Below are 17,705 nucleotides of genomic sequence, written 5' to 3'. Positions count from 1 at the left end.
CTCCTGCGGGATGCAGCGCTCGCTTCCGATCCGCGATTCCTCCGCAGACGGGCGCGCTGATTCCCAGACAGGTAATCGACTCGACCGGTCCTGAAACTTGACGCAATCGCTACAGTCCGCGCGACCGCTACCTTACACGGACTTCCTGCCGCGAACGCGCTAGAGTCGCCGAACGTGGAAGCCGCCGTCGACGTGAAAGCAGTCGCCGGTCGAAAAGGCGAACTCTCCTGCCGCAAGCAGGCGCACGAGGTTCGCCACGTCCTTCGGCTTGCCCCAGCGCCGGATGGGCGTGAGTCCGCCGGCGATGAGCGAGTCGTACTTCGCCTTCACCGGCGCCGTCATATCGCTTTCGATCACGCCGGGGCTGATTTCGTACGCGAAGACGCCCGCGTCCGCCATTCGCGAGGCGAAGAGCCGGGTCATCATGCCGATCGCCGACTTGGCGATGCAGTAATCCGCCCGGTCGGTCGACACGGCGTAGGCCGAAATCGAAGAGACGAAAAGCAGCGTCCCGGCAGGCCGATCGGGCAGAGGCTGCTGCCCCAGCATTCGTCGGGCGGCCGACTGTGCCAGGAAGAAGGGCCCCTTGAGGTTGACCCCCAGAACTTCGTCGAAGCCCGCCTCGGTCACTTCCAGCAGATCCTTCCGGCCCGGCGACGTGATGCCGGCGTTGTTGACCAGCACGTCGATCCGGCCGAAAGTTTCGGTCGCCGCATCGAGAATTCGCTCGCGATCCGCGGCGAGACTCACGTCCCCCTGCACGGCGACGGCCCTATGCCCCTGGCCAGTCAGTTCCGTAACGATCGCGTCGGCAGCTTCGCGCGAACGGGCGTAGTTGCAAACGACGGCGTATCCCGCGCCCGCGAGTTCCCGCAGGATCGCGGCGCCGATGCCGCGCGAGGCGCCGGTCACGACCGCGACGGGCATCGGTGCGTGAGGCGCGGATGCGTCAGAAGGCTGGGGCGACATGGCGGAGCGAGCGATTCAGGAGAGGCAAGTCGACAGCGATCGACCGCCTATCCTAGTGCGCGTCGCGCTCACATGTAGCGTTCCCGGCGATCTGAATCGTTACGGAATCGGCGCACAGGCCGCTACAGCATCGCGAGACGCGGTCTAGACACGGCTGGACAAGCCAGCCATGGCACACCGTCACGTGCTCAACGGCTCAGTTCGCGCCGTCGAACAGTCGGTCGGCACGATAGATCGACCGCGGACGGAACGGCAGGATCGCGGGGGCGTCGAGTTCGCCGAGCAGATGCTTCGCCGATTCGACCTCTTCGGAAACGTCGCCGTCGCCGACGCTGCCGCCGAGGAGCACGACCACGTCGCCCGCCTTCGCTTCGTCGAAGGCCTGGGCCAGGGCGACTTCGCGACGCGGGATCAGCTTCGCCCGCTCGGGCCGCAGCATGCCGTCGAGGAAGTCGTGCAGGGGATCGAGGGACAGGTCGGCGCTGTCGCCGCGGCGGGAGAAGATCGTCCGATGGCAGTAGCGCTCCAGGATGCGTCCCGCGAGAGCGCGGTTCTCCGACCGTTCGCTTTCGCTGGCGGCCAGGACGCCGATCAGACGACCGCGCGTGCGCGAGCGGAGCTGACGCAGCGTCGATTGCAGCGCCCGACCGCTCTGCGATTCGTCGACGAAGACGGAGAACGGCTGTCCCGCCTGGACAAGCTCCAGGCGTCCCGGCGCCCGTCGCACGCGTTCGAGTCCGCGGGTCAACTCCGCCAGCGAAAGGCCGCGCAGATGACCGGCCGTCGCGGCGAACAGGTACGCGTCGAGTTCGTCGCCGGAAACGCCGGTCGGGCGGAAGATGGCCGTGCTCCTGCCGATTCGCAGCGTCGCGGATCGCTCGCCGTCGTCGCCGGAGCGAAGCGAGATTTCCGGACCGTCGTCGTCGGAGCTGCCGACGGCGAGATACGAACCGTCGAAGCGTTCCAGCCGCTCGACCGCGTAAGCGTCGCGAGCGTGGCAGACGACCAGCGCCCCGGGTCGCAGTTGTTCCAGCAGACGCTCGATCGCGCGGCGATAGCGTCGCGTCGGGCGTCGACCCGCGAGCGGATCGGGCAGGATCAGAGCGCTGTCGAACTCCATGCCGCTCGTCTCGCCTTCGGCCAGCGACGCGGCGCCGGTCTCGACGAACGCATGCCGGCAGCCCGCTTCCAGAAACTGACCGAGGCAATCGGCGTAGTGAATGGCTCGCAGGGGTTTCCCTTCCGTGCGGGCCTTGAAGCCGGGCACGGAGAAGAGGTCCTTCGACAGCAGTCCGCTGCGAAGGCCCGACGTGCGATGCGTCGCGTGAAAGGCGTCGAACAGGCTCGAAGGATCGTACGGAGCGAGCACCGCCGTCGTCGCGAGGCGCTGCGCCGGTCGCCCGGCCAGTTCCTGGCAGGCCATGGCGTAGGCTTCGCGAACGTTCTCGACGATGAAGACCGGCGCGTCGGCAGGAACGAGACGTTCGGCGATGACGCCGCAGGCGCCGCGTGCCAGCGCCCGGTCGACGTAGTCGTGACCGTCGCGGCTGCGGGTCTCCGAGGCGAAGAAGAGATCGCCCGGCTGGCACCGCAGCGGATGATCCGAGACCGACCGGAACCAGCAATCCGTCTCCGAGACGGCGTAGGCTTCCGGAAAGAGCTGCTGCGCAGAGCGGGGGAAATTCCCCGGCACGATTCCGTCCATGGAATCCAAGCCTTCGGTCGAAGACGCAAGGCATGCGGGAGTTCGGCCTTCCGTGACCCTCTCCACGCAGTTCGTCGCCGATCGGCGCGAAATCCGAAACGCTGTCACGCTCCTGCGATCAGGCGTCTCGTTCGCTTCCGTTCAGGCTTTTCCGATTCTCTAAATCGAGGCTGAAGAATCAAGCCGAGTTTGTCGCGGACGCCTGGAATCGAGGCGGCGCATCTCCGTCAACTCCCTTCTACGTAACGGGTCGTTCGAGGGATCGAAGAGGTCACGTCGGGAAACATCGGCCGAATGCCGAAAGCAGGCTCAGGCGCCCGCGGACCCGCACCTTTCGCCGCAAAAGAGCCCACACGATGCTCTTTTCCTTGCGTAGAAACCCGAGCCAGGTTTCCGCGTCGGCGGTCACCGCGCAGTCCGATTCGCCGACCAGTCCCGGCTGAACTTCGATCGACTTTTCGCGAATCGTCACGGTCGCCTGCGTTTCGTCCGATCCGGTGAACGAGAAGTGATAGACCGCGTTCAGCCCTGCGGACTGCTCGCGCTGGAAGGTGATCCCGATGCCGAACAGAAACGCCGGAATCGTTGAAGGCAGCAGGCTCCCGCGGACCTGGCGGAGGCGCTTATGCGGAAAGCGCTTCGCCGCGTATTCCTCGGCATCCGACCGCGGAACGACGTAGACCGTCTCCTCGTTACGCTGCAGCGGCTTGACGACGTCGCGGACGAAGGCGCCCCGATCGGCGAGGAAGGGGCCGATCACATCTTCGCCCGCGGGACAGACGGCGATGCAGTATCCCGACTTGTAGTTCGGGCCGAAGGCGACGCTCTGCCACATCGAGACATGCTCGGCAGGCGTAACGCGTTTCCGCAGGTCGTGACCGTCCCGGGCGTCGGCGATATGCTCCGCCCAGTCGCCGAACCCGCCCATGAACTCGCGGTAGTTGTGCGTATAGCACGACGTCAGATCGAACTCGCCGTCCGATTTGATCGCTCCGACCGGGCAGGCCGCGACGCAGAGTCGGCATCCCAGGCAAGGGTTGTACGCGAGCGGACGAGAGCATTCCGTGATCGCGGACTCGAGCAGGATCGTTCCCAGCAGGATGAAGTTCCCGAACTTCGGATGAATGACGTTTCGGTGGATGCCCATCATCCCCATGCCAGCGGCGACGGCGACCGGCTTGTGCGACACGACCCAGGTGCGCTCGGGCCAGCGATCGACCTCCATCGGAAACGCCATCGGCGGATTGACGGCACGCAGGCCGAGACGCTCCAGCGTCGTCACGATCCGCCGCGCGATCTGATTGACCTCGTCGCCGACGTTGTGGAACTCCGCATTGGCGACCGACCGCTGCACCCTTCGTACGGGCTCGCGATTCATCCGGCAGACGATGCTGACCAGCGTGCGCGTCTCGGGAAAGAGCGCCGAGACGTACTTTCGCTCGTCCGTCAGCTCCGGCCGCTCGATTTCGACGAAGCCGACGTCATCGGCCCCGGCGTCGAGACAGAGCTGCCTGAGCCATACCGCGTCGAGGGGTTCCTGCGGCGGCGGTTCCGGCGCTCGCGATCGAAACGCCTGAACGGTCGGATGCTCGTCCAATCCCGCCATCCCGCACCTCCGACCCGGCGACGATCGCTTGCATTTCGCAAGCGGTAACTTGCATTTTGCAAGCTTCGCTCCTAAAGTCAAGCGAGAGGATCGGGAGGGGGAGAACGTCGAATGAAAGCCGAGAAACGATCCGTCTGTCCGGTCGCGTGTACGCTCGATCTGATCGGCGACAAATGGACGCTGCTCGTCGTGCGCGACCTGGCCTGCGGAAAGCGACGGTTCAACGAGCTTCACAAATCGCCCGAGGGGATCGCGACCAACATTCTGGCCGATCGCCTGGATCGCCTGGTCCGGCACGGGCTGGTCGAGAAGTACGCCGACCCTGACCAGCCGGGGCGAGAAGCCTACCGTCTGACCGAAAAGGGGAAGACGCTGGGCCCCGTTCTGACTGCCGTCGCGCAGTGGGGCCTCACGAACGTCGAGGGAACGTCCGCCAGGATGCAGCCGACGTTCGGCTAGCGTCGCTTCCTCGCGTGTTCACTCATTCTCGTTCTCGTCGTCGAATCCGTCGCCGCCGACGAGCGGAATCTCCAGACCGTGTTCCTCGTCCCATTCTGCGGGGAACCAAGCGATGGCGGTGACGCCCTGGCCGTACTGCCGGTGCGACTCGACGTTCAGCGTCGCCTCGCCTGCCAGGCGAAGGATCTCGGCCTCCGGGACGTCGCCGTTCTCGTCCCGCGCGACGTCGATCCACGCGGCGACGCCCTCGAGCCCTCCCATGCAGAGGACGTAATCGCGAAAGCCGGAGAGAACCTCCGCCCTGAGTCTCGCGGCGACCCAGGGAAAGTCCCGACGCAATTCGTCGATCACGTCGAGAGTTTCCGCGAGAGTCTCCGCGTTCGCCTCCGGATAGAGGATCGACAGACTGACGCGAGGCCAATCGAGATCGAATCCTCGCGGCGCCGACCAGGAAAGCGAGGCGCCGAATTCCTGCACGTCGTATTCGTAGCCGCCGAGCGAGGCGAGCCGTTCGAGCAGGGCCGGATCGTCGACGGGAGCGGGTCGGAAGATGCTCGCGTAGCGTTCGGCGAAGCTCTCGAACTCTTCCAGCCAGGCCCGCATCTCCGGCAGCAACTGGTCGGGCGGTCGGGTCACGAACTGCCGGCGCCCTTCGAGCAGTTTTCTGCGGGTCGAACGAAGCTTGCGAGGCGCGTTCTCCCCATGCTTCGCGAGTCCCTTCTCAAACTGCTCCATCTGGGCGCGCATCTTGGCGACCGTATCCCGTTGCATTTCGCGGTCGCTCTCACGACGTTGCGTCTCCTCCAGTTCGGCCTGACGACGAGCCGGATCGAACCCCAGCTCCTTTCGAACATCGCCGTGGCGGTCGATGTCCGCCTGCAGGGTCGCTGCATGACTCTCCAAGTACGTCCGCAGCAGGCCCGCGATTTCGTCGCGAGATTCGACGCGCGGCCGACGAGTCGAACGCGGAACGAGTTCCTGGGTCTCTTCGTCCAGGACGAACTCGCCGCCCCCTCCCAGCGCCGCGGCGGCCGAACGCTGAAGTTCCTGCATCATGGCGCCGAGATCGACGTTCCCCTGCATCGCGAAGGGATTCCCGCCGGCGAGAAAGCCGGACGTCATTTGCCCCAGCAGCGTATTGTTCTGCGACGTCCGGACGGCCTCCGAAGCGCCGGCAGCGCCGATAGCCGCCAACGCGTCGGCCGTTCGTTCGATGCGGTACCGCAGTCCGCCGTCGCTCTCGTAGACGTGGTAGTTCCGCCACGCCTGAACGTCGACGCCGTCGCGGTTCTGGTGCAGGAAGTCGAACGCGATCCGAACGTTGAGACCTTCCGGCGAGACGTGCTTCTCGAACGTCTGATACCGCTCGGCATGCGAGTAGTTGCCCAGGTAGAGGCCCGACTGGTCGAGCCAGTCCGAGTAGTCGGCGGAGGTGATCATCAGACGGCTGAGTGAGGAGAAGCCAGGACGAGAAGTCGCAGAGATTGCGAGCGCCGCCAATCTACCTGCAGGAAAGGCTCGTTTTCAAAGAGATTCCATCGCCGAATCGAGCGGGCCACGAGCGTCGGTCGCGTCCTCATTCGTCCACGATCGTTTCGTCCTCCGGGTCGAACGCCGGGACGACGAAGTTGAGGATCGTCATCGGCCCGATCGCGCGGTGGCGGACGCCCGGCCGGATCTGGATCGCGTCGCCGACGCGGACCGGACGGACGACGCCGTCGAGTTCGATCGCGGCTCCCGCTTCGCATTCGAGGACGTAGTACGTCTCCGTATGCACGCGGTGGTAGTGCAGCGCTGCGACGGCGTCGATCCGCGTCAGATGGAGCGACGCCGGAGCGTCCGGGGCGTCCGCGAACGCCCGCTTCGCCCAACCGCACGGGCAAGGAACGGCGGCGACCGCCGGAAGGTGGACGATCGCATCCAAATCGTTCATGACGAAGCCTCTCAGGAGGGGAGAACGCCGCTCGGGCAAGAAAAAAGATGGCGACTTTCGGGCGGTTCATCGCCCGGCGAGTTGGAGGGATGGCCTACTTGTTCAGCTCCCGAACGACCCGTCGGCGGAAGCTGCGGCGACCTTGCGGGCAGCGCGGAAGGGGCCGCCAACGGACTGCTTACGCAGCCGTCAAACTCGGCTAATTCGTCACTCTGGAACGACTAGAGAAAACTGGTCCAGGCCTCTCAAGGCGTGCGAAGCGGCCATCCGATACTCAGGGTGTCACAAGCGACTGAGACGTTCGGGCCACGAACGGATCGGTCGTCGGGACCCCGGGCGGCGAAGGGAGTCAAGGAATGGCTCCGCCGGGCCCGAAGGACGCACCACTCGAACTGCGGGAAGCGAACGCTCCACCAGCGCGAAGCGAAATCGCCCGCGCCCTGGCGCCCTGCCCTTCCGATCGCGACCTCTGCCCACGCGGCAGCGAATTGCGAACCAGAAAGGCGAGGCATCGGAGCAGCTCTCGGTCAGGCATGCACGAGAGACAAAAACGGACGAACGATCGCCGTCGCATGCCGGCTGGCAAGGACGCTCGCGGAACGTCAGTTCCTAAATTTAGGAGATGTGGATCGATGAAGTGGCAATTGACCATCGCTTCGCTCGTCATGAGCGTCAGCATGGGCGCGAATGCTTTCGGCGGCGACTTGCTCGACCGGATGCTCGGCGGCCATGCTAGCTGCTGCGAAGCCCCCTCGTGCTGCGAAGAGCCCGCCTGCGGCGTCGAACCCGCGTGCGGCGCTGACGTCGCCTGCGGCGGAAACGCCTGCCATAGCGGACATGGACATCGTCGTTCGCTGCTCGACCGCCTCTGCGGCGTGCATGCGAAGAGCGGCTGCTGCGAGGCTCCGGCCTGCTGCGAAGCTCCCTCGTGCTGCGAAGAACCCGTTTCGTGCTGCCACGAACCGGCCTGCGGCGTCGAGCCCGCTTGCGGCGCTGACACGTCGTGCGGCGGACAAGCTTGCCACAGCGGTCACGGCAAGCACAGCGTCCTGGGCGGACTGCTCCATAACCATCGCGGTCATGGCTGCCACCAGAATTCCTGTGCGACGTCCTGTGCCCCGAGCTGCGGCAACGCTTGCGGCTGCGGAAGCAGCTGCGGTCACCGCGGCCTGCTGAGCCGGATCTTCTGCTGCAACAAGATCTGCCCGAAGCACAAGTACCTGATCCCGGCTGGCGATTGCTGCGGCTGCGGACACAAGGGCCTGCTCGGCGGACTGTTCGGCGGACACGGTTGCGGAAGCAAGGGCTGCTGCGAAGAACCCTCGTGCTGCCACGAGCCCGTCTCGTGCTGCCATGAGCCGACCTGCGGCTGCGAAGATCCCGCTTGCGGCTGCGAAGCCCCGGTCTGCGGTTGCGAAACCCCGGCTTGCGGCACGGGCTACGCGGCTCCGGTCACCCCGGCTCCTGCTCAGGCTCCGACCCCGGCTGCTGGCGATATGCCCCCGATGCCGCCGGCCCCCGTCGTCGACCCCCAGGCTTTCGTCCCGGGTCGCGGCAACTACGCTCAGACCGGCCTGATCATCGCCCGCTAGTTTTCTAGCGAACGACTTCACGGCTGATCGATAAAGAAGAAGGGCGGCTCGGAAACGAGTCGCCCTTTTTTCGTGCGCGCGTCGAACCCGTCCGCTCAGCAGCCAGTAGATATTCGCCTTCGTGGCGAACATCGACCTCGCCAAGCTCAGAACACGTTCCTCGCGGCTCGCGAAAACGCAGGAAAACCGCGTTTTCGTCGCGGCATCCCTGCCGCAAGTAGCAGCCGGTCGAGAAGATCGACGGGCTGCTAGCGTTCGCCCTTCGCGGCGAGCAGGACGCGGGCCAGCTCGAACGCTCCCCCTCGCTGCGTCGCCTGAGCGAGCGCCATGTCGAAGTTGCTCGCCTTCCGCGACAGCTCGATTAGATCGGGAGCGATGCCCAGCGACGGCCGTCGCGGATCGACGAAGCGTTCGTAGGCGGCGAGCGCCTCTTGCGACCGATCCATCCGGTCGAGCAGATCGACCAGCGTCTCGGCTGCGTAGGCTCCGAAGTTCGAATCCCGCAGCGCCTCCGCCTTATCGGCGAAGAACTTCGCCGCCTCGTCCTGGCGCTTCCCGACGAGAGCCTCGAAGAACAGGCGATGCGACGGATACTGGTCCGCGAAGGGTTCGTCGCCCGCGTACTGCAGCATCGGAGCGAGCGCCGCGCCGTAATGCGTCAGGTCGATCGCCTTGGCCAGAACCTGCCGGTCGCTGACCACCCGCGCGAAACGGACGACCGCCGACAGGTGGGTCGTATCCGTGTGGTAGTTGTTGTCGTCGAAGAGCCACTCGCGGTCGGCGACCAGGCCTCGCAGCGACTTGTCGGTCGGTCGCTCGCCCTCTTTCGCGGCGATTTCCCCCGTCAGCGTCGCCATCAGTTCCGCGTGCAGGTTCTCCACCAGCGCCGTCGCCGCGGCGGCCTGATCTTCCCGGCTGCGCTGGGCCAGTTCGCTCTCCATCGCGGTGATCCCCTGGCAGGTTCCCATGCGATCGATGAGCAGACGCATCCCGCGTCCGACGTCGATCCCTTCGCCCAACAGGATCTCGATCAGGTCCTCCGAATTCTCGTCGTCCGGCGTCACCCGGTCGAGTTCGCCCCGGACCAGGGACCGATCGCCGACCGGGCGAAGATAGAGGAATCCCTCCCGGATCGATCCCGATCGGATGAGGCCGATGCCGACCTCCTTGCATGCTTCGACGAGGCCCAGTTCCAGCTTCCGCTGCGTCTCCTCGTCAAGTCGGTCGGCAGGCGTCGGCGTGAGCATCGGCAGCCCCAGGGACCGCCGAAGTCGCATCTGCAACGACTGGTACAGGGCAGGGAAGTCCTGATCCTTGCGTAATTCCTCGATCAGTCGATCGAGCAGAGCGTCGATTCCTGCCCGGTCAAGTTCGTTGCGCAGCGTGTCGAAACGGTCGGCAGCAGTCGACATGGGCGGAAGCGGAGGAAAGGCGGCGGGCAGATAAGAAGCGGCTCCGGCGTCCCTCGCCGGCGAAGCCCGATTATAGGCTCCTCGCAGGGCCGTCGCGCCGCCGCGGGAAAACCTAAGCGGAATGCGTGGAAAGAGTTGAACCCGTCGCTTCCGCCGCGCATCCAAATCGCTGCACGCGTCTCGGAACGATCGACGGCGGGTCGTGTCCTTCCGGCTGAAGGACGGATTCCGCGCCTCTAGCTTCGCGATCGCCGACTCGCCGACCTGTCGCTTCGCGGCGTCATCTACGGCGAATCTTCATCAGGCGGCGGAGCTTAGTGTCTGCGACGGGGGAAGGATTTGGCCTTTCCCGGTTGCGAAAAAAATTTATCATGCGGAGAATTCCGCTGACGTCGATTTACCGGATCGCGCGTGCGGTTCGCTCGGGCGCAGAGTTTGCGCCCCGGATCACGGTCCGGGGAGACGCTTCGCGCCGGGCCTGTTCGTCCGGGCGGACTGACTCCGTTCAGACGCTCATTCTCTAGCTACGGTACGTGTTCAGGCATGAATCTCGAGCAAGTCCGCAACATCGGCATCTCCGCCCACATCGACTCCGGTAAGACGACCCTGAGCGAGCGGATTCTTTTCTACGCCGGTCGCATTCACCGAATCAACGACGTGAAGGGCGACGGCGACGGCGCGTTCATGGACAACATGGACCTGGAGCGCGAGCGCGGCATCACGATCGCGTCAGCCGCCACGTCCCTGCAGTGGCTCGGCCACCACATCAATCTGATCGACACGCCGGGCCACGTCGACTTCACGATCGAAGTCGAACGTTCGCTCCGCGTGCTCGACGGCGCCGTGCTCGTGCTGTGCGGCGTCGGCGGCGTGCAATCGCAGTCGCTGACGGTCGACCGTCAGATGAAGCGCTACCACGTGCCGCGCCTGGCGTTCATCAACAAGCTCGACCGCACGGGCGCCAACTACAAGAAGGTCTGCAACGACCTGAAGGTGAAGCTCAAGGCCGACATCGTCGTGATGCAGATCCCGATCGGCCAGGAGATCAACCACGTCGGCGTCATCGACCTGGTCAAGATGAAGGCGTATTACTTCGAAGGCAAGGAAGGCGATGAAATCCGCGAAGCGGAAGTCCCCGCCGAATTGCTCGACGACGCCAAGACCGCGCGCCAGGAAATGCTGGAAGCGCTCGCGATGTACTCCGACGAGCTGATGGAACTGCTGCTGGCCGAAGAGGAAATCAGCCAGGAGCTGATCGTGAAGGTCACGCGCAGCGCCTGCATCGAATCGAACGCGACGCCCGTCTTCATGGGCTCCGCGTTCAAGAACAAGGGCGTGCAACTTCTCCTAGACGCGGTCGTCGCTTACCTTCCGTCGCCCCTCGATCGCGAGATCAAGGCGAAGAAGTTCGACAACCCGGAAGAGTCGTTCCCGCTCGTTCCTGATCCGACCAAGCCGTTCGTCGGCATGGCCTTCAAGATCATGGACGATCCGTTCGGTCAGCTCACCTACACTCGCGTCTATCAGGGCCGCATCAAGAAGGGCGAGCTGTACTACAACCAGCGTACGGGCAAGCGGGAACGTTTCAGCCGCCTCGTCCGGATGCACTCCGACAAGCGCGAAGAAATCGACTCGGCCGACGCCGGCGACATCATCGCCGTCATGGGCATCGACTGCGCCTCCGGCGACACGTTCTCCTCGGAGCAGAATTACTGCTCGCTGGAGAACATGTTCGTGCCCGACCCGGTCATCAAGCAGGCGGTCATTCCTGCCGACCGGGCCAACGCGGACAAACTCGCCAAGGCGCTCCAGCGCTTCCGCAAGGAAGACCCCACGTTCCAGGTCTTCACCGACTCGGAAACGAACGAGGTCATCATCGCGGGCATGGGTCAGCTCCACCTGGAAATCTACGTCGAACGCATCCGCCGCGAATACAAGGTGGATCTGGAAGTCGGCGATCCGAAGGTGAGCTACCGCGAGAGCGCGACCAAGCGGGTCAACTTCGATCACAAGCGCAAAAAGCAGACGGGCGGATCGGGTCAGTACGGCCACATCAAGGGCTATATGGAACCGATCGAGGACGGCGTCGAGGAAAACTTCATCTTCGAGAGCAAGGTCGTTCAGGGACGCATTCCGAAGGAATACATCCCCTCGATCGAGAAGGGCTTCCGGGCCATCATCGACAAGGGACCCCTCGCGGAATTCCCGGTCGTCAAGCTTCGCGTGGTGATCGAAGACGGTTCGTATCACGACGTCGACTCGTCCGACATGGCGTTCCAGCTCACGTCGCAGGAGTGCTTCCGGGAGTACTTCCCGCAGTCCTCTCCTTCGATCCTGGAGCCGATCATGAAGGTGACCGTGGAGTGCCCCGAGCACTTCCAGGGCGCCGTCACCGGCCACATCATCTCGAAGCGAGGCCTCGTCGTCTCGTCGGAGACCGGTTCGGACGGCATCGCCCGGGCGACGTTCGAGGTGCCCCTGGCGGAACTCTTCTCCTACTCGGGAGAGCTCCGCAACATGACCCAGGGTCAGGGGTCGTTCGAGATGGAGTTCGCCCATTACGGGAAGACTCCGTCGAACATCCAGAAGGACATCATCGAAGCTAAGAAGGCGGCTCAACTCGTCGCCGCCAACTAGAGCACCGACTGACGCGAGCGGCGATCCGAAGCCTGCTTCCCAAACAAGACCCCGGCGAGCGTCGCTCGTCGGGGTTTTTCGTTTAGCTCCCGTACAGCATGGCCAAAACGACGAAGCGACCGAGTCTGCCCGACGGAGAGCGCCCTGCCCCGGGAGAAGCGCTGGCGGCTTCGTTCTTCGATCGTCGTCCTGACCTGGTCGCGCCGCAGCTTATCGGCGCGATTCTGTTTCGCCGCGTCGCGGAAGAACTGCTGGCCGCCCGGATCGTCGAGACCGAGGCCTATCTCGGCCCCGAAGACCCTGCCAGCCATGCGTACCGAGGGCCCAATAACAAGAACGCGGCCATGTTCGGTCCGCCTGGCCGCGCATACGTCTATCCGATCCACGCGAAGTGGTGCCTGAACGCGGTCACCGAACGCGAGGGGAGCGGCACCGGGGTGCTGATCCGGGCTGCCGAACCAATGCGGGGCGAAGCGTTCTTCGCCGCCCGATCGCCGGGCCTTTCGCGGTTCGACTGGCTCCGCGGACCCGCCCGTCTCTGTCGGGCGATGGCCGTCGACCGGACGTTTAACCACGTGCCGTTCGACGAAAGCGGACCCCTCTGGATCGCTGCGCCGGACGAACCGATGCAGGAAGAGAACCGGATCGCCGTCTCTCCCCGCGTCGGGATCACGCGGGCAAGCGAGCGACCGCTGCGGTTCTTTCTCCGCGGGTCGCGGTTCGTCAGCAGTCTTCGGCGCTGGCACGCCGAGCCGCTGGACCTGCTTCCGCCGTATTGGCGAGACTGACCGGAACGCGATCGATCAGGGGTTCCGCTTGAACGTGCCGACCAGTTCGTCGGCGTCGTCCCGCATTTCGAACTCGTCCGTACCGTTCATCTTCACCTTGCGCACGACCCATTCCTGCTGGTAGTTCAGCATCTGGATCGTGACCAGGTCGCCCTCCCAGGAGAGGACCGACCATTGCGAAGGATACGGCGTATCGGCCGCCGACATCTGCACGTCGAGGTTGCCGTCCTTGCGGAAGGTGTAGGTGATCGTGGTCTTGCCGGGCTTGTTCGTCTGGGGGTCGACGTTCTGACCGACCCACGTGCCGACCAGCCGATCGTCCGTGGAGGGCGAGCAACCGGTTGTCATGACGAGAGCCGCGGCGACGACCGCCAGGGCAAGCGAAAGGGCGGGGAACGAGCGACGCTGGTTCGAGCGGGCGAACATAGACAGACTTCCGCGGGAACGAATCGTGACTCGGCATTCTACCTTGCCGGGACTTGCCGCGCCGCCGTCGACCGCTCTTCGAACTAGTGAACGGGCGGAGTCGCCGACGGTCGTAAGGGACGCGCCCGGCGCCGACGTCGACTCTGACGATCGAACCGGTCGTACCGGTCGTCAGCGACCCTCGACGACCCTTACAAGCCGCACTCCGCCCAGCGGATCGAGGTTGATGACGAGCGAATCGCTCGTCGGCATGGTGAACGTCCGCTCGTCGAACGACGAGGCGCCGTCGACCCGAACGCTCAGCAGGTGCGCCTCCCCCTCCGGGCGCAGGTACTCCCAGTCGCCGACGATTTTCTTCGTGCCGATCAGCGAGGCGAGCGTCACCTCGAACCGACGATCGGCCGTCATGTTCAGTTGGACGTCGGTCATCATCGGCATCTCCGCTTCCGGCTTCCATTTGCCGACGAGTTGCGACTCGACCGACGGAGCGCAGCCGGTGCAGAATGCGGCGACGAGCAGCGTCGCGATCAACGGAGCGAACGAACGAAACGTCATCGCCGAAATCCTTCTCTGGCAGTCACGGGGAAACGCGTCAGGTCACGGAGTCATCGGACGGCCTTCGTAGCCGACCGCGGGGTCGCCGTACGCGGCGACTTCGATGTGGTAGCCGTCCGGATCCTGAAAGAAAATCTGCTGGGCGCCGCCCGCGTTCGTCCGTTCGAGGAAGCGGACCCCCGCCTCCTGAAGTCGCTCGCGTACGGCCGCTGGATCGGTCGTCGCGAACGCCAGGTGTTCGCCCCGGGAATGAATCTCTTCCGAAGCGCCGGGCGCGAGATCCGGATTCTCGATCACGTGAATCTGGAACCCGTACCCGAACAGCCAGGCTCCGCGGAAAGAGAACGGCGGCCGCGGCAACTCGCGAAACCCGAGCATCTGTACGTAGAAGTCGCGACACCGTTCGACGTCCGCCGTCGCCCGCGCGATATGGTGCAGAAACGCGAGAGGAATCGGAGCCATACGACGGAAGTTCCAAGCTGACGGTCAGGATCGCGTCCCGATGGTAAGCGCCCGGTTCCTCCGAAACAACGCCATCCGTCGAAGTGGATATCGTTCGTGTGCCATCGCTGGCTTGTCCAGCCGTGCCTAAGCGTGGACACGCTCGTCCATGCCAGGACGCTTCGAACGCGCATGCGTCATGACGAGACTCGGCGACCGGAGCCTCGCCCACAAGGGTCGCACGGCTGGGCAACCCAGCCATGGCCCACACGGGCTAAATGCTGACCCGCCTTAGCGATGGACGGCGGAACTGCCGCAGGCTCGGCAAGCTCTATCGGATTGCGCGGAATTTCGGAAGGAAAGGCCGGAGGCGGACGATAGTCCCCACCGGGGCTCGTTCCCTCTGGACCGACCGTACGCGAGACTTCTCGCGTGCGACCGGCAGAGGAGGCTCCGTTACGTGACGTCGCGGAGCTTGTTCGCTGCGACAGTCGCGATCGACGACTCGGCAAGAAGGACCTCGCCATGTTTCGTTCGACGCTATCGGCGCTGGCGCTGACCGCGGTGGCCGTCGCCCTCTCGGGGTGTTCGGGCTATCGCGCCATGTCGGACTGCGGCGGCTGCGCCATGTCCCAATGCGGCGAATGCGCTATGCCCGGAGGGTGGCGATCCGCCGGCGGGTGCGATCCCTGCGGCGCCGCCGGTCCTTGCGGACCGCTCCGCTCGGGAGGTCCGTTCGAACGCACCTACTGCGTTCCGACCGGTCCCGGCGATCATCTTTGCGGCCTGTTCGGCGGCTGCGGCGCCGGATGCGGCGAAGTCTACTGGGGCGAATGGATCAGCGATCCGCCTGACGCCTGCGACCCCTGCGATCAGTGCGGCAACTACGTCGGCGAGCAATGCTGCCCCGAATGGATGCGGTATAGCCGCTTCGTTCCGTGGGGCTACCGCAACGGCAGTTGCGCTACCAGGGGCTGCAACAACAACTGCGGTCCCGGCTGCGGCGTGATGAAGCACGGCGGATGCAGCGTCTGCGGCGAATCCGCGGGGAGCTGCGGATGCGGCGGCGGCATGCCGGTCTCTTACGGCTCGCATTCCCACTCCGTCGGTCGAGCCTACACCCCCCGCTGCACCTCCTGCGGCCACTAGGAGGCTCCTGGAACGCCCATCCTCCAAGACGGAGAGGAACCGACCTTCCGGCGAAAGAGGCCGTTCGGCTAAAACGGCCGCATGGAAATCGGGCTCTTTCTGCCGAACTGGATCGGCGACGCCGTGATGGCGACGCCGGCTCTGCGCGCGATCCGCCGACGCTTCGCCGGCGAACGGATCGTCGCGGTCGGAAAACCGGTTCTGGCCGACCTGTTCGCAGGCAGCGACTTCTTCGACGAGTTTCTCCCGTTCAAGAAGCGGGCGAAGGCGAACGATCCCGCTGCGAACTTCTGGACGCTGCGTCGACGGCTCGCCCGGCGCCTCGACGTCGCCGTTCTCTTTCCGAATTCGTTCTCCGTCGCGGCGCAGGCCTGCTTCAGCGGCGCGAAGCGGCGAATCGGCTATGCAAGAGATGGCCGAAGCTGGCTGTTGACCGATCGCCTTTCGGCGCCGCGTGCCGCGGGAAAATGGTTGCCCATCCCGGCGATCGATTACTACCTCGGCCTGGCCAGCGCGCTCGGAGCGGAGACGCACGATCGTTCGATGTCGCTCACGGTCACCGAAGCCGAGCGAGAGCTCCCGGAAGCCCTGCTCTCTCGGGTCGGATTCAGTTCGCGTTATCCGCTGGTCCTGATCAACAACGCGGCTGCGACTTCGCCGAGCCGCGTCTGGCCCGAAGATCACGCCGCGAGACTCGCGCGGAAGCTCGTTCGCGAGCACGACTGCCGCGTCCTCTTTCATTGCGGCCCGGGCGAACGGGAGGCGACGAACGCGCTCGTCGAGCGAATCGACGACGCCCGCGTCGCCAGCATGGGATTCGCGAAGGACCTTCCGATCGGGCTGACCAAGGCGCTGATCGCACGGGCCGATCTGGTCATCAGTACCGATTCAGGACCGCGCCACGTCGCGGTCGCGCTGAACCGGCCGACGATCTCGATCTTCGGGTCGACCGATCCGTCGTGGACCAGCAACGACAGCGGCCTGGAAACGTACGCCGAACTGGAACTCGGCTGCCGGCCCTGCTGGAAGTCCAGGTGCCCCCTCGCGCATCACGACTGCCTCGTCCAACTCACGCCGGCCAGCATTCTTCGGCAGGCGAAGCGTCTGCTCGAAGACGCCGACCGCCACGTCGCCTGAGCGGCGCCTTCAATACCGGCTTTCGACCATGTCCGCGATCCGCATCACCGGCCTGATTCCCTGCAAGAACGAGCGGAAGAATCTGCGCGCGTGCATCGAGAGCTTCCGCGATCTGACGGACGAGATGCTGGTCGCCGATTCCGGATCGACCGACGGTACGATCGAGATCGCCAGATCGCTCGGCTGCCGGGTCGTGGAGCGGGAGTACGTCTTTTCCGGCGACTTCAAGAACTGGGCCATCCCGCAGGCGACGCACGAGTGGGTCCTGCTCCTCGACGCCGACGAACGGGTGACGCCCGCGCTGGCCGAGGAGATTCGCCGAATCAAAGCACAGGGCCCGGACGCCGACGGTTACTGGATCGGTCGCGAGAACTACTTCATGGGCCGCCGTGTCCGCTTCTCCGGCTGGCGGAACGACGCCTGCATCCGGCTGTTTCATCGCGATCGGGGACGCTACGTCGGACCGAGCGATCATGGCGAGATCGTCGTCTCTACGGGTCGCGTCGGGCGCCTGAAGCAGAAGATGCTGCACTACACGCTCTGGTCCTACGACCAGTACGTGAAGAAGCTCGATCGCTACGCCCGAATCCAGGCAGAGCAGTGGCGCGACGCGGGGAAGCGACCCAGCGCGCTGAAGCTGCTCACGAACGGACCGCTCCGGGCGCTACGGTGCTACGTGTTTCAGCTCGGCTTTCTGGACGGCATGGTCGGGATGCAGCTCGCCGCGCTCGCGGGGTATTACTCCTTCCTGAAGCAGGCCCGGCTGTGGGAGCTCTGCGAAGCGTTGCCCCAGCCTGATTGCGAAGCGGAGTTCGCCGCAGCGCAGGCTGACCGCGAGTCGCGACGCGCCGCCTAGTCGGTCGCCCGGCCTCGCTCGCGCCGCTCGCGACTATACT

Annotated in this window: 16 protein-coding genes; 7 read left to right on the top strand and 9 right to left on the bottom strand. The window is 65.1% G+C overall.

The annotated features are described in order from the left end of the window. Positions 1 to 159 precede the first annotated feature (159 nt). The 3 genes from SH602x_RS13535 to SH602x_RS13525 all read right to left on the bottom strand — a co-directional run bounded on the left by SH602x_RS13535 (position 160) and on the right by SH602x_RS13525 (position 4,280). Positions 160 to 927: a 3-ketoacyl-ACP reductase gene (locus SH602x_RS13535; protein ID WP_479472814.1), complete on the bottom strand. Its 768-nt coding sequence runs from the start codon at positions 925 to 927 to the stop codon at positions 160 to 162. Between the two features lie 238 nt (positions 928 to 1,165). Continuing rightward, a complete protein-coding gene (locus SH602x_RS13530; RefSeq protein ID WP_479472813.1) occupies positions 1,166 to 2,674 on the bottom strand; it encodes a glutamate ligase domain-containing protein in 1,509 nt (502 codons plus the stop codon). Positions 2,675 to 2,945: 271 nt separating this feature from the next. Next, on the bottom strand, positions 2,946 to 4,280 hold the full coding sequence (locus SH602x_RS13525) for an SCP2 sterol-binding domain-containing protein (protein ID WP_479472812.1): 1,335 nt from the start codon (positions 4,278 to 4,280) through the stop codon (positions 2,946 to 2,948). Between the two features lie 111 nt (positions 4,281 to 4,391). Between SH602x_RS13525 and SH602x_RS13520 the strand changes: the two genes are divergently transcribed. Next, positions 4,392 to 4,739, top strand: coding sequence for a winged helix-turn-helix transcriptional regulator (locus SH602x_RS13520; protein WP_479472811.1), 348 nt, complete (start codon positions 4,392 to 4,394; stop codon positions 4,737 to 4,739). Positions 4,740 to 4,757: 18 nt separating this feature from the next. Here SH602x_RS13520 and SH602x_RS13515 read toward each other — a convergent pair whose 3' ends face one another. Both SH602x_RS13515 and SH602x_RS13510 read right to left on the bottom strand, forming a co-directional pair. Then, positions 4,758 to 6,179: a hypothetical protein gene (locus SH602x_RS13515; protein ID WP_479472810.1), complete on the bottom strand. Its 1,422-nt coding sequence runs from the start codon at positions 6,177 to 6,179 to the stop codon at positions 4,758 to 4,760. Between the two features lie 136 nt (positions 6,180 to 6,315). After that, on the bottom strand, positions 6,316 to 6,672 hold the full coding sequence (locus SH602x_RS13510; RefSeq protein WP_479472809.1) for a cupin domain-containing protein: 357 nt from the start codon (positions 6,670 to 6,672) through the stop codon (positions 6,316 to 6,318). Positions 6,673 to 7,304: 632 nt separating this feature from the next. On the opposite strand from SH602x_RS13510, the gene SH602x_RS13505 reads away from it, so the two are divergent. Then, complete coding sequence (locus SH602x_RS13505) at positions 7,305 to 8,264, top strand: hypothetical protein (RefSeq protein ID WP_479472808.1); 960 nt, start codon at positions 7,305 to 7,307, stop codon at positions 8,262 to 8,264. A 248-nt stretch (positions 8,265 to 8,512) separates the two neighbouring features. On the opposite strand, the gene SH602x_RS13500 is transcribed toward SH602x_RS13505, so the two are convergent. Next, the gene (locus tag SH602x_RS13500; protein WP_479472807.1) at positions 8,513 to 9,676 is read right to left on the bottom strand and encodes a hypothetical protein; all 1,164 of its coding nucleotides are present in this window, start codon (positions 9,674 to 9,676) and stop codon (positions 8,513 to 8,515) included. A gap of 543 nt (positions 9,677 to 10,219) precedes the next feature. On the opposite strand from SH602x_RS13500, the gene fusA reads away from it, so the two are divergent. Next, the gene (fusA, locus tag SH602x_RS13495; protein WP_479467949.1) at positions 10,220 to 12,313 is read left to right on the top strand and encodes an elongation factor G; all 2,094 of its coding nucleotides are present in this window, start codon (positions 10,220 to 10,222) and stop codon (positions 12,311 to 12,313) included. Positions 12,314 to 12,411: 98 nt separating this feature from the next. Continuing rightward, positions 12,412 to 13,101: a DNA-3-methyladenine glycosylase gene (locus SH602x_RS13490; protein WP_479472806.1), complete on the top strand. Its 690-nt coding sequence runs from the start codon at positions 12,412 to 12,414 to the stop codon at positions 13,099 to 13,101. 15 nt (positions 13,102 to 13,116) lie between these two features. Here the strand turns inward: SH602x_RS13490 and SH602x_RS13485 are convergent, their stop codons facing one another. The 3 genes from SH602x_RS13485 to SH602x_RS13475 form a co-directional block, all read right to left on the bottom strand. Further along, on the bottom strand, positions 13,117 to 13,527 hold the full coding sequence (locus SH602x_RS13485) for a hypothetical protein (protein ID WP_479472805.1): 411 nt from the start codon (positions 13,525 to 13,527) through the stop codon (positions 13,117 to 13,119). Positions 13,528 to 13,698: 171 nt separating this feature from the next. Next, entirely contained in the window at positions 13,699 to 14,082 is a 384-nt protein-coding gene (locus SH602x_RS13480; protein WP_479472804.1) for a hypothetical protein, read from the bottom strand. Between the two features lie 42 nt (positions 14,083 to 14,124). After that, positions 14,125 to 14,544 (bottom strand): VOC family protein, encoded by a 420-nt coding sequence (locus SH602x_RS13475; RefSeq protein WP_479472803.1) that lies wholly within the window; start codon positions 14,542 to 14,544, stop codon positions 14,125 to 14,127. 504 nt (positions 14,545 to 15,048) lie between these two features. Between SH602x_RS13475 and SH602x_RS13470 the strand changes: the two genes are divergently transcribed. The 3 genes from SH602x_RS13470 (at position 15,049) to SH602x_RS13460 (ending at position 17,665) form a co-directional block, all read left to right on the top strand. After that, positions 15,049 to 15,672, top strand: coding sequence for a hypothetical protein (locus tag SH602x_RS13470; protein ID WP_479472802.1), 624 nt, complete (start codon positions 15,049 to 15,051; stop codon positions 15,670 to 15,672). A gap of 81 nt (positions 15,673 to 15,753) precedes the next feature. Further along, on the top strand, positions 15,754 to 16,809 hold the full coding sequence (waaF, locus tag SH602x_RS13465) for a lipopolysaccharide heptosyltransferase II (protein ID WP_479472801.1): 1,056 nt from the start codon (positions 15,754 to 15,756) through the stop codon (positions 16,807 to 16,809). Between the two features lie 28 nt (positions 16,810 to 16,837). Then, a complete protein-coding gene (locus SH602x_RS13460; protein ID WP_479472800.1) occupies positions 16,838 to 17,665 on the top strand; it encodes a glycosyltransferase family 2 protein in 828 nt (275 codons plus the stop codon). Positions 17,666 to 17,705 lie beyond the last annotated feature (40 nt).

The sequence above is a fragment of the Lignipirellula cremea genome, assembly GCF_056501455.1.
The sequence above is the reverse complement of the archived record's forward strand: the minus strand, read 5'-3'. Positions and strand labels throughout refer to the sequence as shown.